This is a genomic window from Mycobacterium sp. TH-M82 (assembly GCF_057473605.1).
On the sequence record NZ_JBYCKY010000643.1, the window covers coordinates 1 to 21,284 of the forward strand.

The window sequence follows — 21,284 nt, forward strand, 5'->3', positions numbered from 1 at the left end:
ACTGGACGACCTCACCCCCGAGGCCTTCCGAAAGCACTGGGAAACCACCCACCAACAACTCTCATAGACACTGGCCCGGAAGCTGGGACCCCGTCACCAGAGCGAGAACCCTGCCCAAAATTGGTTTGTACCCGATCATTTCGCCTACGGCTTGGGATGTGTCCGCACGATCGCGCATCGCCTCGTAACGCGGAATCGCTCCGGGCCCGCCGGCGTCGCAGAACCTGTAGAGGAACCCTTCACATGCCCATTGCGGATAAGGCGCAGGAGCCGGCGGCGCCAACCGCTCGCAGTGTTCGGTTGCCGCGCCGCTGGCGCGTGATCCTGCTCGTGCTGGTGGTCACGACGGTCGCCTATGTCGACCGGACAAACTTGGCGGTGTCAGCACCGGTGCTGATCAAAGAGTTTCACACCAACACCGCCGTGATGGGAGTGTTGCTGTCCAGCTTCAGCTGGACCTATACGCTGCTGAATGCACCGGCCGGCGCGCTCGTCGACCGCGTGGGCCCCCGGGCGATGTATGCGGCAGCGCTTTCAGTGTGGTCGGCGGCCAGCTTCTGCGGCGCGGCCGCCCACTCGGTGGCCACAATGTTCGGGCCACGTCTACTGCTGGGCGTCGGCGAATCACCATTCATCCCTACCGCGGTTCGCACGGTTTCCGATTGGCTGCCCCGCACTGAGCGTGGGCTGGGCAGTGGCGTGTTCATCTCCGGGGTTTCGCTCGGTTCAGCGGTCGGGCCGGCGCTGCTGGCGCCGCTGGTCGCCAGTTGCGGCTGGCGCAGCAGTTTCCTTGCCACGGGGGCGCTGTCGCTGGTGGTCGCGATCGTCTGGTGGTTGTGGTATCGCCACCCCGCACAGGACGAGCGCCTTTCGGCCGAGGAGCGTGAGCTCATCGAACGCGGACAGGAGCCTTACCTCGACCAAGGCCGCGCCCCGTGGCGAATCCTGTTGAAACATCGTGAGATCTGGGCGATCACCGCCGGATATTTCAGTCTGATGTACATGCTGTACACCTTCGTGAGCTGGGTACCCAGCTACCTGGTCACCGATCGGCACTTGACCCTGCTGAAATCCGGCTGGATGAGCTCGATTCCGTGGATCTGCGCGTTCGTGATCACTCTCATAGGTGGGTGTGTGTCCGACATCGCCCACCATCGGGGCCTCTCTGCGCTCAGCGCACGCAAGCTGGTGCTCGTCGGCGGCATGGCAGCCGCGCTGGCGGTGCTGGGCACCGCCTTCTCCGCACCGAGCACAGTCGCCATCATCTGCCTGTGCGTGTCCACTTCGGGCATCTCACTGGCCAACGGAGCGTCGTGGGCCGCTACCCAAGATGTGGTGCGGCGACTCAACTTATCCGGGTCGGCAGCCGGACTGATCAACGGTGTTAGCAACATCGGCGGCCTGCTCGGACCGATCGTCACCGGCGCCCTGGCATACTCGACCGCCTCCTTCGCCGTCCCGCTAGCAGTGGCGGCCGGACTCGCCGGCATCGGTGCCCTCGCATGGCTGCTAGGCATCCGCTCCCAACCAACAACCCCACCGGTTACCAGCGGAAGATCCTCAAGATAGCAACGCCGCCCACAATCGCAAGACTCTCGCATTCGCCGACCCCGGTGTCACGATCGCGACCTGGACCGGGCAATTAACGACCAGGTCCGCAACCATGATCGTAACCGAAATCCTCTAAATACGTTGGACTCCGACGACTTGCAGGACTACTTGCGGTCTTCGTGTCAATTACCGCCATGCGACATCAGGTGAGAGTGTCGATGAACGTGGTGAACGCCTGATTGACACGACGGCGGTCACCGGTGGTGAGCAGATCGAGTAGCAGACCGCGGATCACGGCGATGGTGAGGGTGATCCGTTCGGGTTCATGGCTTCCTTTTTGATGAGCGGAGAAGAAGCGCTGCCAGTCGGCGACGACATTGGCAAGGAAGTCCTCGAAGCGGTCGGGATGTTGCAGGGCAAGGCCGTAGGCGGCGAAAAAGGTGCGGAACGTCGGCTCGTGCGTAGGTGCTGTACTCCAGCTCCACACCCGTTGTGCCGCCGAGGGGAGGCCGCCGTCACTGAACTCGGCGTGTGTGGTGTCGGCCAGGATTCGCACACGCATGCGATTGAGCACGGTGGCGAGCATCTGTTCCTTGCTGCCGAAGTGGTGGACGAGGGTGGTCGTCGAAACGCCCAGGGCGTCGGCTAGCGGCCGAAACGACAGGTCGGTGAGCCCACTGCCAATGACGTGATCGACTGCGGCGTCGAGTAGTTCGACCCTGCGGATGTGGTCCACCGGCCGTGGCATATCTCTCCCCCTTCAATTAGTATTACAACTGTTCTATAAACAGACTAGTGGAATATCTGTCGCAGGAGAGTGCAGCATGCAATTGACCCAGGACACGATCTATGAGCTGGCGCCATTCGCTAGAACATTAGGGGTGCTGTTCCCGCAGCTGGGACCCGACGAAGTACATGCCGAGCTGGACCTAATTCCGAACTTGTCCACGACAGGAGGTGGACTGCACGGTGGCGCAATCATGAGTCTGTGCGATCTCGCCGCCGCGGTGCTCGTGGGGCTAAACCTGCCCGACGGGATTGGTTGGACGACAGCACAATCCACCAGCTACTTCCTGCGGCCGGTGACATCCGGCGGCGCACGAGCACGGGCCCGACCGATCAAGCTCGGCCGCAGCGTACTCAACGTCGGTGTCGAGGTCGTCGATCACGACGACCGACTGTGTGCGCACACCTCGCAACTGCTCATCGCCCAGCCACAGCGATGACGTACCCGCTTGACCGTAGCGACTCGGGCCATGACGCGACGCCGTCGTCGGCGTCGAGGGCGCGGAGGGCTTGCAGCTCTGAGCAGGCAGAGGGAGCAGCGGGATGCCTACGCGATGGCAACTCTACTTCGTGCCTGGTGATTAGCGGTTGCGGCGGGGTTTCATGGGTTCAGCACCTCGTGAGAATTCGTGTCGCGTTCTCTCGGCGAAGCGAGGATCACCGGGGCCAGCAAGCAATTCGCTGACGGACGTGTCTTGGACGGGACGGCCCCTTTGGTCGCACCAATCGAGGTCGCCCATGCGCGGGCCTTAGAAGTGCAAAGCGCTAAATCGCCAATCTAATACCTGTCGGTCGGGCTCATCGGTTGAGTCAGCGACGGCGTATACCGTCGAGCGCAATCCAAGGAGGCCGCCCGCATCGATCGCTCTGGCTGACAAGACGTGTAGCTCACTGTAGAGGGTGTCGCCCTCGTGCACCGGGCCGGTATGGTCGCACGACTCCCAACCCAGGACCGTCACCAGATTGGGCAACAGCCTGCTCGCCTGTCCAAGAGCCAGTCCGATGGTATGTCCGCCATACACAAGCCGGCGACCACCGGCCCGCGAATCATGGTGTGTCGCGGCTACATTAAGTGTCAACCGTGCAAGCTCAGGTGCGTTGCTGACGACATCGGCGGTGCTGTGCATCACGGTACCGACCATTTCCGCGCTAAAGTGCGGACCAGGCACGCTTTTTCGGAATATGTCGCCGTCCCAATGCATGGTCGGATCGGCGGCAGGCAGCTCCGGATCGGCGCCAATGACGGATAGATCGCAATTAGGGCTGGTCGAATTCTGCGGAGCCCATTCAGAGCTGGCGGGCAACATGGCACAGCGGTAAAAGTCCAGCACCAGGCGGTCGGCTTGATCGGTCGTGGTTATCCGCAGCGCCACCATTCCTGTGGGCGAACGACCCTCTTTGGCCGAATTAGCCCGCAGCCCAACCACTTCGGTGCGTGTATGCAGGGTGTCTCCGATGATCGGGAATCGGTGAAAAATGAGCCCGCGATAGAATAAGTTGGCCTTGACGCGTTGTGTGATCAGCGTGCTCTGCCCGATCGCTACGTCACAAACTAGCGCCGGGTGCGCCAAGGGCCCCGGCAGGCCAGTAACCGCGGCGCACAGACCCGAATCCAACGCCAACCTCAGTCGGTCGCCCACAATCGCCTGATGAGTGGCAGCCATTCCCGACGACATTGTCACCGCCGGCGAAGCGACGATCTGACCTATTGCGAGGTCGTCGAAATACGGGCCGCCCTCACGGTAACCACCGCGTCCACAGTCACCCTCCCCACAACCATTCGCAGTCACAACGCGACATGCTCGCAGGCAATCGCGCGCGGGTCAACGTTGTTCTGCCGGCCCGACCGGCAAGCACGACGGCCCACGGCATCACCGTCCACGTAGGGGCGGCAGGCTTACTGCCGCAGGATCGCTGATCGCCGGCGCCCTGCGTCTCTCAACCTCTCGGCAATCGTCCCGCATGCAACCGCGGCAGTCGACGGTAGGGAGCGATATGGTTTCTACATTCGATTCAAATCGTGCTAGCGTGTGGCTGGCTTGAGCCTCACTCGGTCCGTCGATGGTATGAAAAAATTTCCGGGTAAGTGCGCTAGCTACGCCAACAATTCAGCTGGCCGTGGAGGACATTAGCGCTATGGACGAGGTGCACTGCCGAGACGTAGGCCAAAAGCTGCGCGCTGAACACGACGACCCGCGATGCATCGCAGCACATACAGGCGAGCGGCGGATATCCCTCCTAGAGCATCTGTTGACGATTAGTGCACTGCATCTGTAGCCACGTCACTCCAACCACAAAAGGATCACCGATGAGTCGGTATGCGCTGCATGACATTTGCGCGGCACGCTCACTCCTCTTCGTTCCGGGAAACCGACCGGAACGCTTCATCCGCGCGACGTCAGCACGCCCGGACATCGTCATTATCGACCTCGAGGACGCGGTGGGCGAGGCCGACAAAGACATTGCGCGCACACATGCGCATGACTGGCTAGGCAACGGCCATGCGGCGATGCTGCGCATCAACGCGGCCACAACGCCGTGGTATCAAGCCGACTGCGAGCTCGTCGACGAATTTGGTCCGCCGGTCATGCTGCCAAAATCGGAGCGCACCGACCAGGTGCGTCTGCTGGGGGCCCTCCACGCGGGCGACGTCGTGGTAGTGCCGCTGATCGAGACGGCTACCGGCATTCTCGCGGCATCGCAACTGGCGGCCCAAGATTGTGTCGCTCGCCTGGCATTCGGCAGTATCGACCTCGCAGCACAACTCGGGGTCGAACCAGATGATCGCGAAGCCCTGCTGTTCGCCCGTTCAGCACTGGTTCTGGCGTCGGCCGCCGCGGGATGCCCTCCACCGATCGACGGGGTCACCACCGTATTAGACCAAGCAGACTTGGTGCAACAAGACTTCGACTACGCACGGGGTCTCGGCATGACAGCTAAGCTATGCATCCACCCCAAACAGATCGAAATCGTTCACGCGACAGCCAAACCTTCGGCCGAGCTTCTCGCGTGGGCTAAAACCATTGTAAACGCTGGGAATTTGCGCGGTTCCGCGTTAGCCGTCGACGGAAGGATGGTGGACAAGCCGGTCTTGGACCGCGCCCGCAAAGTCCTCGCAGACGCTGGCGGCCAGGAAAACCCAGGCGAATAGGAGTGCGCCGCGGCCTTTATGGCTGCGAAGATGTATTACCGCACTGGCGAATCCGGCACCGCGAGCGATTCCCGGCTGCCGAGAGCCGCGGGCCCGCATGGCGGCGCCGAACCAAACCGACACGCTCAGGCCGCACACAGCGCTAGCTCCAGAAGGGCCCGCGCGTGACTCAGCCAAGGAAAATCACCCGACCCGCCCGGACCCCGTTTCATCAGCGGCACGCCACCATCCCTAGCTGGATGTAGCGATCGAAGAACGCTGTCGCCTTCGCGGCCGGCTGGGCGTGCGATCAGGTGTTCAATACATCGCTGCGAAGCTTGTCGGTCGGTGAGAAATGCGGAACGCAAGAGCGGCTCGTACCGGCACGCCATGGGCATCCGGACCTCCACGCGCGCTAACCTGGCGGTTTGTCGAGTTCGTCTAGGATAGGGACACGCACAAATGCCAGCTGTGACGCGAAGAGCCAAGGTCAGCCGGGCCGAGCGCCGAGAAGACATCGCCCGTCGCCTCTTCGTCGTGGTGGACGGATTGCTGGCGAATGGCTCAGCTTTCTCAGAGATCAGCGTTGAGCAGCTCATCACCGAAGCCGAGATTGCACGCTCCACCTTTTATGTGTATTTCGAGGACAAGGGCGCGCTGATGCTCGAATTGATGGACCGCGTGACCCAAGAAATTGGTAACGCTGCCGGAGATTGGTTCAGCCTGCCGCCGGATGCCACGCGCGTGGATCTGCGAAAAGCGCTCGGAAAATTGGCGAATGCCTACCGCCGACATGGACGAATGTTGTCCGCACTCATAGAGGCCGCGGCCTACGATCCTCGAGTTCGCGACGAGTACGGCACGATCATGCAGCGCCGATTCCAAGACATGAACAATAGTTTCCTCCCACAGCAGCGTGCGGGAACCATCCGCAAAGACATCGATCTGACCTCCGTAACCCCGTGGTTGGGGTGGATGTTTGAGCGAGGGCTGTACCAGCTGGTGGGCCGCGGGACTAAGCTCCCAAATTCCGCGTTAGAGGGCGTGACCTCGGTGGTGTGGCATACCTTGTATGAAGGCACGCGTTAAAGTCTGGGCGCCCCGTTCTGGGCGGCGATGGATCGAGCCTTGCAGACCGGAGGCGGTGACTGAGCCCGCTTAGCAATGAACGCCGCGATCGCCCGCAATGAATGATGCTATCGGCGTGGCAAATATCAGTCAGCCAAGCCGACGCGAGCGAAGTGATCTCAGAGCAAGCTGAGCCCAATGGCTGCGGCTCCAAGACCCGGATAGAAATACGCCGTATGAAGATGTCCAAGGTCTCGGGCGCACCGCAGACGGCGTTAATACAGATAAACTCGCCGGGCGTTCGAGAGACGCCAAGCAACCTCGATCCTTCTCGCGGCCAGGACTCGATCCCATAAGTCGGATGCATCGTCTTCACTGCGCGAACGGCTGCGCGCCCGATCGCGTCGAGGACCATCGTGGCCATCGTCGGCTGTACTACTTCCCCTGCGCAAAGATCTTTTCGGTAGGCATCTCATCGACTCGGTGGCGGCCGTCGCTGTTCACGTCGCCGAACTCTGTAGCGCGGTACTTGTGGGTGCCCTCCAGGTCGTCGAGGATGGCGGCCTGAGCGTTCTTGGGCAAGGTGTGCAGGATCTCGCGCACCCGGGCCTGGCGGCGCGCGACGGCCTTGCGCTCGGGCATGCCGGGCGTCGCCGTGATCTGCGGGGGCACCCCCTCGATCTCCTCGACACCGCCGGCGTGGTGACCGGCGTCGAGCAGGGCCTGCTCCTCGGCCATGGTCGCCTCGTCCTTTTCCTCCGACATGCCGATCGGCCCGATCCGGCGGCCGTTGAGGAACTGCCGCACCACCGGCTCCTCGCTGGTCAGCAGCACCTCACGCGGGCCGAACATGACCAGCTTGCGGCGGAACAGCATGCCCATGTTGTCCGGCACGGTGCGGGCGATGTTGATGTTGTGGGTAACGATCAGCACCGTCGCGTCGATCTGGGCGTTGATGTCGAGGATCAACTGGCTCAGGTACGCGGTGCGCACCGGGTCCAGACCGGAGTCGGGCTCGTCGCAGAGGATGATCTGCGGGTCCATCACCAGCGCACGGGCCAGGCTGGCGCGCTTGCGCATACCGCCGGAGATCTCGCCGGGGAACTTCTTCTCGTCGCCACCGAGACCGACCAGGGTCAGCTTCTCCATGACGATGTCACGGATCTCGCCTTCCTTCTTCTTGGTGTGCTCGCGGAGCGGGAACGCCGCGTTGTCGAACAGGTTCATCGAACCGAACAGGGCACCGTCCTGGAACATCACGCCGAACAGCGTGCGGATCTCGTAGAGCTCCTTGGCCGAACACTGCAGGATGTCGGTGCCGTCGATCACCACCGAGCCGCGTTCGGGCCGCAACAAACCGATCAAGGACTTCAAGAAAACCGACTTGCCGGTACCCGACGGCCCCAGCAGAACGCTGACCTCCCCGGCGGGGATTTCCAGCGTCACGTCTTCCCAAATCCTCGAGGAACCAAAGGACTTCGTTAGTCCATTCACCTCGATAGCGACGCCCATTCGAAGTTTCTCCTTCCGGACACAGCACGTCTGCGCCCTTCACACCGGTGTGCATGGCGATTACTGCGCAAAACTAGGATCGCAAGGTTGGCGCAGCGCAACCCGCCCGAACCGGCGCCACAACACGACGCTTCGGGACTGCTTGTACCCTCGGCGAGCGAGCCAGCCGGTGCTCAATGTCCTCCAGTTCCGATCGCACCGGCCTCGATGTCGCATGCTATCCCCCGAGTCGAGGCCCCCACGCAGCGTCGCTCGTTGTGACCGACGACACTACTTACTTTTTAACCAAGATTCAAACATTCGGGTCACCCATGATGCGCAGTCTCGCATCATCCACCATAAGCTGCGGTAAGGGTCGAAGCCGACCCGACCGAAATCGCGCTCCGCACGCTGCACCGGGTGAACCTAAAAGCATTGACAGAGAACCGGCTTAAGAGCCAAGCGCCGATCAGCCAGTCACAGATCGTCGTCGACACGCCAACACGATGCCCCATGGCGTTCGACGGCGTCGACAATCCCGCGCCAAGCCAGGCGAGGGTGCCACAAACCGACGCTGGACACAGACAGGTCGAAGTGACGGTTTCCCGCCCGTTGCACAGCGATGTCCGATGTTCAAAACCGTGCCTACTATATCCTTTAATCGTGCCTATAAAAGCTACAGTGGCGTCCAAAAACGGAGCCAACACGGAAGCCGATTCCAAGTCCGCCCGAACCCGTGCCCGCATCCTCGATGCAGCAGCACACGTCCTAAGTTTAAAAGGGTTTGCTGGCACGAGACTCTCGGATGTCGCCGACCAGGCCGAGCTTCAAGCACCCGCGATTTACTACTACTTCAAGTCCCGCGAAGAACTCATCGAGGAGGTGATGTATAGCGGCGTCGCTGAACTGCGCAAACACGTGCAAGAGGCCCTCAACGAGCTGCCCCCGGAAACCCCTCCCCTCGATCGGATCATGGCTGCAGTCGACTCCCACTTGCGCCATGAACTCGAAATCTCCGACTACGCCACCGCCTCAATTCGCAACTCCGGGCAGATCCCACCGCACCTTCGCACCCGTCAGCGCAAAGAGGAAACTAGCTATGGTCGGCTATGGCGTCGATTGTTTGACACCGCCCAGGCCGACGGACAGATCCGGGCGGACCTCGACGTCCGCTACGCTCAGCTGCTGGTTCTCGGAGCGCTGAACTGGGCGGCGGAATGGTATAGCCCACGGCGCGACTCCGTCGATGGCATCGTCGTTAGCGCCCAATCCATAATTCGCCACGGATTGTGCTCCCCCGAGGAACCCCGCGCGCGACGCACGAGGAAGACTCCCGCTACTGCAAACAAGCGTTGAGACCATCGCCACTGGGAGCAGGTGGCTCAAGTTTTCGATTCTATGTTAAATTCTTGGGGTGACTGAAGCTTACATTGTTGATGCGGTTCGCACGGCCGTCGGCAAGCGCGGTGGCGGATTCGCTCACGAACACCCAGCAGACATGGCCGCCAACGTTATTGGCACCGTCGTCAACCGACACGACCTAGATCCCGAAGCGATCGACGACGTGATCCTCGGCTGCCTGGACAACATTGGTTCTCAAGCCGGAGACATCGCGCGCACTGCGGCGCTCGCAGCTGGCCTGCCCGAGTCGGTGCCGGGTGTGACAGTGGACCGTCAATGCGGATCGGCGCAACAGGCCGTGCATTTCGCGGCGCAAGCGGTGATGAGCGGCACTTCGGATCTGATAGTCGCGGGCGGCGTGCAAAAAATGAGTCAGTATCCAATTCTGAGTGCGTTCAGCGCGGGAGAACCGTTTGGTGCTGGCGATCCATGGACGGGATGCCGCGGGTGGGAGGCGCGCTACGGCACCCAGGAAATCTCTCAGTTCCGCGGAGCGGAGATGATCGCCGGCCAGTGGAAACTCAGCAGGGAGGATAACGAAAACTTCGCGTTGAGAAGCCACCAGCGCGCAGTTGCCGCAATCGCCGAAGGCCGATTCCGCCGCGAAATCATCCCCTATGCGGGTGTCAACGTGGACGAGGGGCCACGCCCGGACACCTCACTAGAGAAGATGGCCAAGTTGCCGACCCTCATCGACGATGGAGTCTTGACCGCTGCAGTCGCCAGCCAAATCTCGGATGGGGCCGCAGCACTTCTCATCGCTTCGCGAGCCGCGGTCGATCGCTTTGGATTGACACCACGCGCGCGGATTCACCACATGTCGGTACGCGGCGCCGATCCGGTGATGATGCTGACTGCTCCCATTCCGGCCACCCGCCATGCGCTCAAGCGAACAGGGCTGTCGATCGATGACATCGACCTGGTCGAAATCAACGAAGCGTTTGCCCCGGTGGTCCTCGCCTGGCTCGCCGAGCTTGAGGCCGACCCTGAACGAGTCAACGTCAACGGCGGGGCTATCGCTCTGGGACACCCGATCGGCTGCACCGGCGCACGTTTGATGACCTCACTGCTGCACGAACTGGAACGCATTGGCGGCCGCTACGGCCTGCAAACTATGTGTGAGGGCGGCGGACAGGCCAACGTCACGATCATCGAAAGGCTCTGACCGGTGCGCCGAACGCTGTATGGCCCAGACCACGAGGCATACCGCGAGACCGTCCGAGAGTTCCTGGCTCGCGAAGTGGTTCCCCATCAGCATGAGTGGGACCGCAATCACCGGATCGACCGTGCCGCGTTCGTCAGCGCAGCCAAGTCGGGCATCTACGCATTAGAGATCGACGAGCGCTACGGCGGCGCCGGTGAACACGACTACCGCTACCGGATGGTGGTGTGCGAGGAAGCCGCCAAAGTCAACGCATTCTCGTTTGGTCTGACCATCAGCCTCCAGGACGACCTGGTTTTGCACTACCTGCTCGACCTCACAAACGCCGACCAGAAACAGCGGTGGCTGCCCAGCTTTGCCTCCGGACAGCGCATCGGCGCCCTCGCCATGACCGAGCCCGGTGCCGGCAGCGACCTCAGGGGGATCCGTACCACTGCTCGTCGCGATGGCGACAGCTGGATCCTGAGCGGTCAGAAGACATTCATCTCCAGCGGCATCATGGCTGACCTCGTCGTTGTCGCTGCCCGCACCAACCAGCAGGGCGGATCGCACGGCTTCAGCTTGTTCGTAGTCGAGGGTGACACACCGGGCTTTCGGCGCGGACGTCAGCTAGACAAGATTGGCTTGCCCGCACAAGACACCGCCGAACTGTTCTTCGATGATGCAGTAGTGCCCGCCGAGAATCTATTGGGAGAAGAAGGCCGTGGGCTCCAATACTTGATGAGCCACCTGCCCCGCGAGCGCCTGGGCGTCACGGCCCAAGCCATCGCGACCACGCGTGCGATCTTCGACCAGACGGTCGAGTACTGCCGGCAGCGCAACGCATTCGCCAAGCCGCTCACCGCGCTGCAACATATTCGGTTTGAACTCGCCGATATGGCCACCGAGCTCGACATCGCCGAGGCGTACGTCGACAAATCCGTTCAAGCCTTCAATGCCGGCGAGCTCTCCCCCATCGATGCCGCGAAGGGCAAGTGGTACGTCAGCGAGCTCCAACGTCGACTCATCGATCGCTGCCTACAGCTTCACGGAGGCTATGGGTACATGGTCGAATACCCTGTTGCCCGGGCATATCTCGACACTCGCGCTCAGACGATTTACGGTGGCACAACGGAAATCATGAAAGAGCTCATCGGCCGCGAGATCGCCCGCTCAGGTCCGACTTCTAGTCCGAAGGAATCGTAAGCCCCGGGCCCGTCGTCACCCTGCTGCAGGGCGCGCTTGCACTTTCACCTCAACTACGGCTGCGCCTGCTCGACATACCCGGTTGTCTCGAAATCAGCTTCGATGCAACAAAATATACCCGAGCGCCATGGTTAGCAGGACGAGCTTGCCGTGGCGGGTGACTTCCCCCCGCCACGGCATGCTTTCAACGACACCGCTGTACGACCCTGTGCAGAAGGGCGTAGGTCTTATAGCTCGCCACCTCAGGCTGACCTCGTGCCGCCGCACCATAGCAGCACAACTTAATCACGGATATAAAGCGAGGACGTCGGCGCCTGTTACCACCAATTTGCCTGCTCTCACAAAGCCGTCCCCGCTTTGAATGCAACGTAAAAACTTTGGCATCGCACCATACTGTTGGTTTCATCTAGCGGCTAGAATCAGTCAATGGCCAGGCGGACTGACGCGGCTTCAATAGTCGGTCCGGCGTCTGCCGACACCGCTGGGTCCAAATCGGCGCAGACACGACGTCGGATCCTAGATGCAGCCGCCCACGTGTTGAGCGCCAAAGGATATGCCGGGTTGCGTCTCAATGACGTCGCGACACATGCCGAGTTGCAGGCGCCGGCCATCTATTACTACTACCCGTCGCGGGACGACCTCATCGAGGAGGTGATGTGGGCCGGCATCGCTGAAATGCACCAACATCTGCTGGCGGTACTCGAGGGCTTACCGACTGACATCTCAGCGATGGATCGTCTGCTAGCCGCAGTCGAGGCACATCTACGCCATGAACTCGAGGTGTCTGACTACACGACGGCGGCCATCCGCAATGCCGGCCAAATACCGACTCGGATTCGAAAACGCCAGATCCTCGAGGAACAGCGGTATGGCGAAGTATGGCGACGGCTCATCAACGACATGGCCCGATCGGGTGAGCTGCGCGCTGACCTCGATCTGTACATGGCCCAGATGCTGACCCTGGGCGCGCTGAATTGGGCGGTTGAGTGGTGGGACCCGCGTCGCAGCTCTCTAGACACCGTGGTCGCCAATGCTCAGTCATTTGTTCGCTTCGGATTAGCCGAGCCCACCGCCGGTTAGAGCGGCCCAGATTTTGTCGGTGGCAAGCTGAGCAGTCTCGCCGCACGCCGTCGTGCGACCATTGGCGTACTCCGTGGCCGCCTCACTGACATTGCTTAGGCCTACGAACGCAGGGTCGTGCAAGCCGCTGGCGCCACGCGGGATTTGAATAGGCGATTCCAAATGATGGCGGTTTCAAGCACTCCTTGCGCAGGCTGCAATTGAACGATGCGATGTAGCCGTAATTGCGCGGACACCCGGCAGAGATGCAGAACACGCCTGCCTTGTTTTCGCGGAACCGTTGCAGGGCTTGAGGAACCAATTCAGGACGGTTGACCATCACTAGCACCCTCGGCGATCCTCCGCGGTTTTCGCACTCGCACCATCTGTGAAGACGCCCTCTGGCACATTGACATCCGCGACATGGGTCGGCGTCCTGTATACGCACCTTCACGAGCCGGTTGACCCGGTGTGACGGCCGCAGGCTGACTCGGCGCTGCCGTGGCGAGTCTGGATGCGGATCAGGCAATACCGCCCCGAGCGACAAGTTGGCTCGCGATGACATTGCGTTGGATCTCGTTGGTACCTTCACCGACAATCATGAGCGGCGCATCGCGGAAGTAGCGCTCGACGTCGAACTCCGTGGAATAGCCGTACCCGCCGTGAATCCGCACAGCATTGAGTGCGACCTCCATCGCAACCTCGGATGCGAAGAGTTTTGCCATACCGGCCTCCATATCGCATCGATCGCCGCTGTCATAGCGCTCGGCGGCGTACAGCGTGAGCTGTCGAGCGGCAGTAAGCTTTGTTGCCATGTCCGCCAAATAGTGGCCGACAGACTGATGCTTCCAGATGGCCTGGCCGAAACTCTCACGCTGCTGCGAATAGGAAAGCGCGTCCTCGAAAGCGGCGGTTGCCACACCAAGCGCCCGCGAGGCGACCTGAATGCGCCCGGTCTCAAGGCCTTTCATCATCTGCGTGAATCCCTTACCGGGCTGCCCGCCCAGTATCGCCGATTCGGCAGTGCGGTATCCATCGAAGGAAAGCTCGCAACTCTCCACGCCCTTGTAGCCCAGCTTGGGAAGATCCCGCGAAACCGTCAGCCCCGGACCATGCTCTACCAGGACGATCGAGATCCCGGTGTGCTTCGGCGTAGCCTTCGGGTCGGTCTTGCAGAGTAGAGCAATCAGTCCTGAGCGCCGTGCGTTCGAGATCCAGGTCTTAGTGCCGCTGATCACCAAATCTCGACCGTCGTGGACCGCTGTGGTCGACATGTTCTGCAGGTCTGACCCCCCGCCCGGTTCTGTCAAAGCCATCGTGGCGCGAATCTCGCCGCTGGCCATCGCGGGAAGATAGGTTTTCTTTTGTTGTTCGGTGCCAAATAAGGTCAGTAGCTTGGCCACCACGGTGTGGCCGCCCATCGCGCCGGCCAAACTCATCCAGCCACGTGCCAATTCCTGAGTCACCAGCACGTAGCAGGGCATCGATACTGGCGAGCCACCGTACTGTTCGGGAATCGCCAATCCGTAGATCCCGATCTGCTTCATCTGATCGATCCACTTCTCGGGATACTCGTTGGCATGCTCGACGTCACGGACCGTCGGTTTGACATCGCGGTCGATGAACGCTCGAACCGTCTCAACCAACAGAGCTTCCTCTTCGGTCAACGAAGCGCTCACGTCACCACCTCTCTCCAGACACAGATTTTATCCTAGATTAAACAATACGAGCTTTGCACGAGGCATCGCAGGCGAGACCGTCGGCGACCGCACGGAGACGAGGCAATTAAGGATAGGTTTGTTTAATATTGTATAAAAATTCGGAGTAGACTTGGCCAAGTCAATGCGTGCACCGAACGCCGCCGGACGGAACCTGATGCTCAAGGAACTGCTTCGGTGACCGGTCGCTAAAAAAGGGGAACGGACCCGGATGAACCGATCTTCGTCCACCGCCACGGTACGTCCTCTAGCAGCCAGACCAATCTCACAGCGACCGGCAACCCTCGCCGGATGGCTGACCGACCACGGTGAGACGGTTGATCCACCAGTGAAAGTCACCCGGGACGGCTCCCGCCAGTCCAACATCACCTCTGTGGTAACCGACAGCTCAGGTCAGCAGTGGCTGCTCAGCGAACCAGCGCCGGGGCGAGCCAACAAACTGGATCGCGAGGCGAACATCATGACGATGCTGGCTGGCAGTGGCTTTCCGCTACCCCGAGTCGTCGGCAGCGCTGCAACCCCAACTGGAGCCCCGTTTATGGTGATGCAAAGTGCGTACGGATCGGTGATCATCACCGAAGATGACGCTCGTAACCTTTCCCCCGAACGGCGCAACAAACTGGGCATCAAGATGGTCGCTCTCCTAGCGCACCTGCACTCTTTGGATCCGGCTGCCGCCGGTCTGCCCAAGTACCGATTGCCCTATCTTGATCGCCAGATCGGCCGAATGACCGACATTTGGGCGCGCTCGGGTTCGATAAGCGTCCACGATGCCGCATGGCGTGCGGTCCGAAGCCGGCTGCTGCAACGTCGTCCCGCGCGTCAACCACGACCGATGCTGTTACACGGTGATTTCCGGTTATCCAACGTCATGACCCACCGCGGCCGGGTCAGCGCCGTGCTCGGCTGGGAGCTATGCACAGCAGGCGATCCCATGGCCGATTTGGCATGGCTGCTCAACGATTGGCGAGCCCGGAATGAGCCGGCGTCCTGTGTACCCAGTCCCACGCGCGCGGGAGGCTTTCTACCGAGAAGCAAGCTCATCGACGCCTATGCGCAATTGACCGGCTCCTCGTTGGAACACCTCGGCTACTACAGGGGACTCACCAGTTGGCGCGGAGCAACGCTGTTGCAAAACATCCTTGCCCACGACCGTGCCGTCGCGGACGACCAAACCGGCGTCGTAGCTGAATCTTTCGACCACTCGATCGCCACGCTGCTCTCATCGGCAGCGAAGTTCCTAGCAGAACAACGGTGACGCGATGAGCCTTCGAAGATCGCCCTATCCTGCCCGCCGTCCTACTTTGGCGTCGCCAACGCGGCTCGGGCTAGTCCGCGTGGCTGGCGCTCGCGTCTTCTTCACGACTGACGCGCGGCGCCAATAAGCCCTCCAGCTCTAAGCGCGACGGGTGATATCTCAGCACCCTCGGCCGGGGCCAGCCGCACAACTACCGCCGACATCTAGCCCTCTGCAAATAGGTATTCACGAGATCTTTGCTAGACCAACGGATTACGTACGACCAGACCGTTGCGCATCACTCCTGGATTGACAATGCGTTAGTCGGGCAGTCCAATACAGCCTGTTCGACAGCGGGCCGCTCGTCCTCCGACCACTCGGGATTGATGACACGTGACTGGCCATCCTCACCGACCTCAAACACACCGGGAGCTGTGGCCTCGCACAAGCCGATTCCGCAACACTTAGAGGTGTCGACACTCACTTTCATCAGAAGATCCTCCGCATAATTTTCAGAGCCCATTTGCTGTACGGCGGGTAGACCAGCCGAAGGTCAGGTTTGGCCGGCTTCGACAACACTGCTCGGCGATGGCTTAGCGTCTCAAAGCCCCACCTGCCATGATAGGCGCCCATGCCACTGGCACCGACACCTCCAAATGGCAACGCCGGCACCAGACAATGCATGGCAACGTGGTTGATGACCGCGCCTCCCGACGGGATGCGGTCGATTAGACCGCGGCCATGTTGGCCAGAAGTAAAAACATAGAGCGCCAGTGGTTTTGGTCGGCTGTTAACGAAATCCACCGCGTCATCTAATGATTCGATTTTCAGGATAGGCAATATCGGGCCAAAGATCTCATCGGCCATGACCGGATCCGTAGGCGACGGATCCACGATCACCGTCGGTTCGATCCGCAGAGTGATGCTGTCCGATCCTCCTCCAGTGACAACCTTGCCGTCGGTAGTACTGATCAGCGAAACCAATCGGTCGAATTGGCGTTGGTTGACGATCGGCAACGCCGGATCGGCCTCACCGGAACGGAAATCACGGAAATTGGCCACGATCTTGCCAACCAATTCGTTGACGATCCGGCGATCGGCCAACACATAGTCCGGCCCGATGCAGATTTGACCGGAATTCATCAGCTTCACCCACGCGATGCGTCGCGCCGCGACATCTATATCGGCGTCGGCGGCGACGATCACCGGGCTCTTCCCACCCAGTTCGAGGGTGACTGGGGTCAGGGTCGGCACGGCGGCAGCCATAATCTTTTTACCAACCTCGGTGCCGCCGGTGAACAACGCATGATCGAATCCCGCCGCCAGCAGCTGCTGCGTGACGCCGGCATCACCCTCAATCACCCGCACAGCCTCTGGGTCGACGTACTTCGGAAGCCATTGCGCTAAGAACGCCGATGTGGCGGGCGCCAACTCCGACGGTTTGACCACCGCGCAGTTACCGGCCGCTACCGCGGCCACCAGCGGTGCAAGACTCAGATACAAGGGGTAGTTCCATGGCCCGATGACCAGCACCACACCTAGCGGGTCATATTGCACCCACGCGCGAGCAGGCAACTGCGCTAACGGCAATGACGTACGCCGTCTGCGCATCCATTTCTTCAGATGCTTGCGTGCGTATACAGCTTCGCCCTTGGTCGAGGCGACATCACCTAGCCAAGCCTCAGCCGCAGAACGGCCCAAGTCTTTGGCCAACGCAGCAGCGATCTCAGACTCCCGCTCCTCGACCAACCGCTCAATCCCACGCAGTTGCGCCAGCCGCCATTCCAGCGGTCGGGTGCGGCCGGTATTGAAGACGCGGCGGAGGTCGGCCAGCACGCTGGCGCTATCGGTCGTCTCCAGTGCATGAACAGTCATGAATTCTCCTGGGGTGCCTCAGATTTCGGGAGCGGGCACTACACCACTGGCCACCGCCCCGGCGATGCCACCGTCAACTGCCAGCGCCTGACCATTGACCCACCGGGCCTCATCGGAGGCCAAAAACAACACCACGCTGGCGATATCATCTGGATCCGCGTGCCGTCCCAACAGGTTCTTCAATCCATCGAGGGTGTCCTTGCCCATCGACTCCTCGAAGTCCGCTAGGATCGGCGTCTCCACCGGTCCGGGCAACACCGCATTGATGCGAAATCCCATCTCGGCCAGCGCCAAACCCATCGACATGGCGTAGACGGTGCTGACTTCCTTGGAGAAGTTGTAAGCGTTTCCCTGCTGCGGGTTGGCCTTGAACCAGGCGGCACCTTCTTCGAAGGTGTCGGTGGACAGGAGATCGCGGATTGCGTCTAGCCGCAGCGGCCAACCGAAGCCGGCGGTCGACGACACTATGGTGACCGACCCGCCGGGCTTCAGGCGCTGGAAGAGCGACTCGGTCAGGTGACGCACCGCAAGGCTGTTGACGGCCAACACCAGGTCGGCGGGCGCGGTGCCGGGGATGCCGGCAACATTCATCAGGCCGTCGAACTCACCGTCGAGTTGCTCCACGGCGGAGTCGATGCTGTGCGGGTTTGCCAGGTCGACCTCGATGTGTCGAGTCACCTTGGCCTTCGGTTGGTTACGGTCCAGGCAGTGGACTTCGGCGCCCACCGCCAACAATTGCTCTGCGACCGCATGGCCGATGCCGGACGCCGCGCCGGTCACGACGTAGCGTTTGCCCTTGAAGTCGGTCATGAGTCTCCTAATCGAGTGTGTAAGGCAGCGATTTGACTGCGGTGATGAAGTTGCCGGTCAGATATTCGGGTTCGCCCAGCCGCAGGTTCGGCGCCCGAAAGATCAACTCGCGGAATATCGATTCCAGCTGCATCTTGGCCATGAAAGCGCCCATGCAAAAGTGCGGTCCACCACCGCCAAATGCGACGTGGGGGTTCGGCGATCGGGTGATGTCGAACTTATTAGGGTCGGTGAATACCCGCTCATCGCGGTTCGCCGACGAGTAGACCATCGTCACCCAGTCGCCCTCGCGGATGTGCTGGCCGTGCAGCTCGGTGTCCTGAGTGGCGGTGCGCCGGAAGGTCATCACCGGGGTGGCCCAGCGTACAAACTCATCGATCGCAACCTTAATGTGCCCGTCGAAGTCCCTCTCCAGCAACGCTTTCTGCTCGGGGAACTGCTGCAACGCGATCGCCGTGAAGGTGGTGGTGGTGCGGGTGGTGTCGTTGCCCGCCACTGAAAGCAGGACGAAGTAGGGGCCCAGCTCGTCGTCGGTCAGGCGGCGCCCGTCGACCTCCGCTTGAACCAGCGAGGTCATCAAATCGTTCTGCGGGTGCTCACGTCGCGCCTCGGCCAGGCCGATGCCGATGTTGAGCAGTCCGACCAAGGAATCGGTCAACACTTCCGCGGGTTCACGACCGGCTGCGACCTCGGGGTCGGCCCACGCCACCATGCCGTCGGCCAGGTGTGCCGCCTCGTCACGTTGGTCCTCGGGCAGACCGAGCATCTCGTAGATGGTCCACATCGGCAGGCGCTTGGAAACCTGCTCGACGAAGTCACCCTCTTTGGTCTTGAGTAAGTCGTCGACGATCGACTTCGCCTGGTGGTTGATCTGCTCCTTGATCTTGTTGACCTGGCGAGGCGTGAAAACCGAACTGACGAGCCGGCGCAGGCTGGAGTGCTTTGCGCCGTCCATACCCAGGAAGGACAGTGTGGCATCGAGCAGCTCTTCGGGAACGGCCTCGAAGTTGACTCCCTGACCGGAGCAGAAGATCTCGGGGTTCTTGCTCACATAGCCGACGTCCTCATGGCGGGTGACTACCCACACTCCGTCGATCTCGGGCTCCATCATGGAGCCCTCCATCGGGCGGTGCCAGCTGACAGGACGTTCGTCGCGCAGGATCTTGAACGCCTTTTCGCGCTCGTCGAAGTTCTGCGCCCAGAAATCCTCCGTCGATACATTCACCGGGTCGAAGGGTGGACGGTCGATCTTTTGCGTTGTCTCAGTACTCATGCATTTGCCTCCATGTAGCGGGCCTTGAGGCTCCTCTTCACGAGCTTGCCGGTGGCCGTTCGGGGTAGCTCGTCGATGAAGTCCACAGTGCGGGGTGCTTTGTAGTGTGCGATGCGTTCCCGGACGTAGGCGATGATCTCGTCAGAAAGTTCGGCGGATGGTGTTGTCCCGGGCCGCAATTGGACTACTGCTTTGACCTGTTCGCCCATCTCCGGATCGGGCACACCGATCACCGCGACATCGAAAACCTTCGGGTGCAGTGCGAGGACGTTCTCGACTTCCTGCGGGTAGATGTTCACCCCGCCGGAGATGATCATGAAGGCCTTGCGATCGGTAAGGAATAGGTAGCCGTCCTCATCGACATAACCGATATCACCGACGGTAGACCAATTTTTGTGCGCAGGATGCCGTGAGGCAGCAGTCTTTTCGGGATCGTTGAGATATTCGAAAGGTACGACGTCGCGCTCGAAGTAGATGGTGCCAACGGTCCCCGGCGGTAGCTCGCTGCCGTCGTCGTCGCAAATGTGCAAGACACCGAGTGCGGCTTTGCCAACCGATCCGCGCTTGTTTGTCCATTCGGCGGTGGTGATGATGGTGCTGCCGTGCTGCTCAGTCGCACCGTAGTATTCGACCAGGATCGGGCCCCACCACTTGATCATCGCGTCCTTGACATCGGGCGGGCACGGGGCGGCGGCATGCACCGCCATTCGTAGCGACGAGACGTCATAGGAGTTACGCACCTCGTCTGGCAACTGCAACATCCGGACGAACATCGTCGGGACCATTTGCGTCACCGTCACCCGATACTTCTGGACAGCGGCCAGCGCCGTGTCAGCGCCGAAGCGCTCCATCAGAACGACGGTGCCGCCCAGCGCCTGAACGCCGCCGCACCACTTCAGCGGCGCGGTGTGATAGATCGGCGCCGGCGACAGATACACGTCATCGGCGGAAATCTTGAACGCATGCGCCAAGAGCCCGACCAGGGGGTCCCCGGATTCGTCGACCTGGATCGGCAGCAGATGCGGCTTGATGCCCTTGGGCCGCCCGGTAGTGCCTGAGGAATACAACATCTCCGAACCGCGCGGCTGATCAGGCAGCCGTGCGTCGGTTGCAGCCATGAGCTCGCCATACGGGTGATACCCGTCGATAGCACCGCCGAATGAGTACCAGTGCTGGACCTTCGGAACCAGGTCGAGCACTGCTTCGGCCAGCTCCTGCACACCAGCGGAAGCGATGACCACCCGAGCCCCGCAATCCCGCAGGATGTAGGCCGCTTCCTCGGCCGCCAGATGCCAATTGACAGCGGTGATGTACAGACCGGAACGTAGTGCTGCCCAATAAATCTCAAATGCTTCGGCGGCATTGTCCGAGATCATCGCAATGACGTCGCCTTTGCGCAGGCCGATCGCATGCAGAGCGGATGCGAGCCGAGCCGAATTGTCATCGAGTTCTTTGTAGGTGAGCACCCGGCCCGACTCCGCCATGATCACGGCCGGACGATCGGGCGCAGACGCCGCATGTGTGCCTGGAAACATCAG

At 61.2% G+C, this 21,284-nt stretch carries 18 protein-coding genes; 9 read left to right on the forward strand and 9 right to left on the reverse strand.

Annotated features, from left to right (window positions below; all coding sequences use genetic code 11):
* Positions 1-243: 243 nt before the first annotated feature.
* Positions 244-1,569 carry an MFS transporter gene (locus AC2VON_RS18835; protein ID WP_170926906.1) on the forward strand — a complete coding sequence of 442 codons (1,326 nt, stop codon included), beginning with the start codon at positions 244-246 and terminating at the stop codon, positions 1,567-1,569.
* Between the two features lie 184 nt (positions 1,570-1,753).
* On the opposite strand, the gene AC2VON_RS18840 is transcribed toward AC2VON_RS18835, so the two are convergent.
* Positions 1,754-2,299 (reverse strand): TetR/AcrR family transcriptional regulator, encoded by a 546-nt coding sequence (locus tag AC2VON_RS18840; RefSeq protein ID WP_084269150.1) that lies wholly within the window; start codon positions 2,297-2,299, stop codon positions 1,754-1,756.
* 76 nt (positions 2,300-2,375) lie between these two features.
* On the opposite strand from AC2VON_RS18840, the gene AC2VON_RS18845 reads away from it, so the two are divergent.
* Positions 2,376-2,777 (forward strand): PaaI family thioesterase, encoded by a 402-nt coding sequence (locus AC2VON_RS18845; RefSeq protein ID WP_170926905.1) that lies wholly within the window; start codon positions 2,376-2,378, stop codon positions 2,775-2,777.
* A 309-nt stretch (positions 2,778-3,086) separates the two neighbouring features.
* Here AC2VON_RS18845 and AC2VON_RS18850 read toward each other — a convergent pair whose 3' ends face one another.
* A complete protein-coding gene (locus AC2VON_RS18850) occupies positions 3,087-4,127 on the reverse strand; it encodes a MaoC family dehydratase (protein WP_084269149.1) in 1,041 nt (346 codons plus the stop codon).
* 518 nt (positions 4,128-4,645) lie between these two features.
* Between AC2VON_RS18850 and AC2VON_RS18855 the strand changes: the two genes are divergently transcribed.
* The gene (locus AC2VON_RS18855; RefSeq protein ID WP_084028017.1) at positions 4,646-5,488 is read left to right on the forward strand and encodes an HpcH/HpaI aldolase/citrate lyase family protein; all 843 of its coding nucleotides are present in this window, start codon (positions 4,646-4,648) and stop codon (positions 5,486-5,488) included.
* Between the two features lie 441 nt (positions 5,489-5,929).
* Positions 5,930-6,556, forward strand: a complete 627-nt coding sequence (locus AC2VON_RS18860) for a TetR/AcrR family transcriptional regulator (protein ID WP_486954323.1) — start codon at positions 5,930-5,932, stop codon at positions 6,554-6,556.
* A gap of 414 nt (positions 6,557-6,970) precedes the next feature.
* Here AC2VON_RS18860 and AC2VON_RS18865 read toward each other — a convergent pair whose 3' ends face one another.
* Entirely contained in the window at positions 6,971-8,047 is a 1,077-nt protein-coding gene (locus AC2VON_RS18865; RefSeq protein WP_486954324.1) for an ABC transporter ATP-binding protein, read from the reverse strand.
* A gap of 642 nt (positions 8,048-8,689) precedes the next feature.
* On the opposite strand from AC2VON_RS18865, the gene AC2VON_RS18870 reads away from it, so the two are divergent.
* The 4 genes from AC2VON_RS18870 to AC2VON_RS18885 all read left to right on the forward strand — a co-directional run bounded on the left by AC2VON_RS18870 (position 8,690) and on the right by AC2VON_RS18885 (position 12,854).
* Complete coding sequence (locus AC2VON_RS18870) at positions 8,690-9,382, forward strand: TetR/AcrR family transcriptional regulator (protein WP_486954326.1); 693 nt, start codon at positions 8,690-8,692, stop codon at positions 9,380-9,382.
* 58 nt (positions 9,383-9,440) lie between these two features.
* Positions 9,441-10,592, forward strand: coding sequence for an acetyl-CoA C-acetyltransferase (locus tag AC2VON_RS18875; RefSeq protein ID WP_084028009.1), 1,152 nt, complete (start codon positions 9,441-9,443; stop codon positions 10,590-10,592).
* 3 nt (positions 10,593-10,595) lie between these two features.
* The gene (locus tag AC2VON_RS18880; RefSeq protein WP_084028007.1) at positions 10,596-11,774 is read left to right on the forward strand and encodes an acyl-CoA dehydrogenase family protein; all 1,179 of its coding nucleotides are present in this window, start codon (positions 10,596-10,598) and stop codon (positions 11,772-11,774) included.
* Positions 11,775-12,200: 426 nt separating this feature from the next.
* The gene (locus AC2VON_RS18885) at positions 12,201-12,854 is read left to right on the forward strand and encodes a TetR/AcrR family transcriptional regulator (protein ID WP_084028005.1); all 654 of its coding nucleotides are present in this window, start codon (positions 12,201-12,203) and stop codon (positions 12,852-12,854) included.
* 500 nt (positions 12,855-13,354) lie between these two features.
* On the opposite strand, the gene AC2VON_RS18890 is transcribed toward AC2VON_RS18885, so the two are convergent.
* Positions 13,355-14,512 (reverse strand): acyl-CoA dehydrogenase family protein, encoded by a 1,158-nt coding sequence (locus tag AC2VON_RS18890; RefSeq protein ID WP_084028003.1) that lies wholly within the window; start codon positions 14,510-14,512, stop codon positions 13,355-13,357.
* A gap of 367 nt (positions 14,513-14,879) precedes the next feature.
* On the opposite strand from AC2VON_RS18890, the gene AC2VON_RS18895 reads away from it, so the two are divergent.
* Positions 14,880-15,809: a phosphotransferase family protein gene (locus tag AC2VON_RS18895; protein WP_464508838.1), complete on the forward strand. Its 930-nt coding sequence runs from the start codon at positions 14,880-14,882 to the stop codon at positions 15,807-15,809.
* Between the two features lie 277 nt (positions 15,810-16,086).
* On the opposite strand, the gene AC2VON_RS18900 is transcribed toward AC2VON_RS18895, so the two are convergent.
* From AC2VON_RS18900 to AC2VON_RS18920, 5 genes are read right to left on the reverse strand one after another with little or no spacing between them, the layout of a single operon-like run.
* Positions 16,087-16,311: a ferredoxin gene (locus AC2VON_RS18900; RefSeq protein WP_369689179.1), complete on the reverse strand. Its 225-nt coding sequence runs from the start codon at positions 16,309-16,311 to the stop codon at positions 16,087-16,089.
* Positions 16,278-17,663, reverse strand: coding sequence for an aldehyde dehydrogenase family protein (locus AC2VON_RS18905; RefSeq protein WP_464508834.1), 1,386 nt, complete (start codon positions 17,661-17,663; stop codon positions 16,278-16,280). Before AC2VON_RS18905 ends, AC2VON_RS18900 begins: the two co-directional genes overlap by 34 nt.
* Positions 17,664-17,681: 18 nt before the next feature.
* Entirely contained in the window at positions 17,682-18,473 is a 792-nt protein-coding gene (locus AC2VON_RS18910; protein ID WP_084027995.1) for a coniferyl-alcohol dehydrogenase, read from the reverse strand.
* Between the two features lie 7 nt (positions 18,474-18,480).
* Positions 18,481-19,746 carry a cytochrome P450 gene (locus AC2VON_RS18915; RefSeq protein ID WP_084027993.1) on the reverse strand — a complete coding sequence of 422 codons (1,266 nt, stop codon included), beginning with the start codon at positions 19,744-19,746 and terminating at the stop codon, positions 18,481-18,483.
* Positions 19,743-21,281 (reverse strand): acyl-CoA synthetase, encoded by a 1,539-nt coding sequence (locus AC2VON_RS18920; RefSeq protein WP_084027991.1) that lies wholly within the window; start codon positions 21,279-21,281, stop codon positions 19,743-19,745. Before AC2VON_RS18920 ends, AC2VON_RS18915 begins: the two co-directional genes overlap by 4 nt.
* Positions 21,282-21,284: the final 3 nt, after the last annotated feature.

Coding starts and splice junctions, on each gene's coding strand:
- AC2VON_RS18915 (WP_084027993.1), bottom strand. CDS start 19,746: ATGAGTACTGAGACAACGCAAAAGATCGACCGTCCACCCTTCGACCCG.
- AC2VON_RS18910 (WP_084027995.1), bottom strand. CDS start 18,473: ATGACCGACTTCAAGGGCAAACGCTACGTCGTGACCGGCGCGGCGTCC.
- AC2VON_RS18835 (WP_170926906.1), top strand. CDS start 244: ATGCCCATTGCGGATAAGGCGCAGGAGCCGGCGGCGCCAACCGCTCGC.
- AC2VON_RS18845 (WP_170926905.1), top strand. CDS start 2,376: ATGCAATTGACCCAGGACACGATCTATGAGCTGGCGCCATTCGCTAGA.
- AC2VON_RS18860 (WP_486954323.1), top strand. CDS start 5,930: ATGCCAGCTGTGACGCGAAGAGCCAAGGTCAGCCGGGCCGAGCGCCGA.
- AC2VON_RS18865 (WP_486954324.1), bottom strand. CDS start 8,047: ATGGGCGTCGCTATCGAGGTGAATGGACTAACGAAGTCCTTTGGTTCC.
- AC2VON_RS18885 (WP_084028005.1), top strand. CDS start 12,201: ATGGCCAGGCGGACTGACGCGGCTTCAATAGTCGGTCCGGCGTCTGCC.
- AC2VON_RS18920 (WP_084027991.1), bottom strand. CDS start 21,281: ATGTTTCCAGGCACACATGCGGCGTCTGCGCCCGATCGTCCGGCCGTG.
- AC2VON_RS18905 (WP_464508834.1), bottom strand. CDS start 17,663: ATGACTGTTCATGCACTGGAGACGACCGATAGCGCCAGCGTGCTGGCC.
- AC2VON_RS18840 (WP_084269150.1), bottom strand. CDS start 2,299: ATGCCACGGCCGGTGGACCACATCCGCAGGGTCGAACTACTCGACGCC.
- AC2VON_RS18855 (WP_084028017.1), top strand. CDS start 4,646: ATGAGTCGGTATGCGCTGCATGACATTTGCGCGGCACGCTCACTCCTC.
- AC2VON_RS18900 (WP_369689179.1), bottom strand. CDS start 16,311: ATGGGCTCTGAAAATTATGCGGAGGATCTTCTGATGAAAGTGAGTGTC.